The sequence below is a fragment of the Oleiphilus sp. HI0066 genome (assembly GCF_001635725.1).
Map to the genome: position 1 here is coordinate 1 of NZ_LWFH01000397.1, position 812 is coordinate 812.

An 812-nucleotide genomic window follows, 5' to 3' on the forward strand; every position below is an offset into this window, starting at 1 on the left:
AACATCTTAGTTGTGCTCAGCTCGCATCTTGGCTGAGTGATTCAGAAAACACGGTCACCGTAATCGATATTCGAGACCAAATGTCTTTTGAGCAAGGCCATATAAACGGTGCTGCTCACATCGACAATTCAAATGTGGAACACTTTATTGCAAACACAGACCTTAACAAACCATTGGTAGTTTGTTGTTATCACGGCAACTCAAGCCAAGGCGCTGCAGACTACTTTAATGCACAAGGATTTAAAGAAACCTTTAGCCTAGATGGCGGTTTCGAAGAATGGCGTCAGATTGCAGCCACTCTCACGACGGATTAAGCACCTTTATTGATAAAAGGAAACACAATGCGCTCAGCTCTCATTTCAGGCCAAGCTCAAAACAATATTATTTTAGTACTCGAAGATAACTACAAAGATTGGCTTAGTGATCAACATAACAATGATCAATTGTGGTTAGAAAGTATTAAGTTTGAAGGAAAAGGACATTCGACTTTACCGTCTGAGAATAATTCCTTAAAGATCATTTGCTGTATACCAAGTCTAGATAACTTCTTTCTAGCTGGAGATCTCGCGAAACAATTGCCGCTGCATACTTATCAAATTGATCTAAGTGCACTGACACATTACGGCAATGTCGATCAAGAAACCTTAGCACTTACGCATTTTCGCTTTGCTGTTAGCTGGGGACTAGGCGCCTATGAGTTCTCTCAGTATAAAAAAACAACTAAAGAAAAAGCTTTGCTTGCCATCGATGATGAGAGCCTGTTGTCAGAAGCCAATAATATGGTCGAGTCTATCGTACTTACGCGCGATCTA

The 812-nt window shown here is 40.6% G+C and carries 2 protein-coding genes; both read left to right on the forward strand.

The features are described 5' to 3' along the window. Positions 1–314 (forward strand): thiosulfate sulfurtransferase GlpE (gene glpE, locus A3738_RS05385; RefSeq protein WP_255376145.1); only part of this gene is annotated, 314 nt, incomplete at its 5' end. A gap of 27 nt (positions 315–341) precedes the next feature. Beyond that, positions 342–812 (forward strand): hypothetical protein (locus tag A3738_RS05390; RefSeq protein WP_197473620.1); only part of this gene is annotated, 471 nt, incomplete at its 3' end.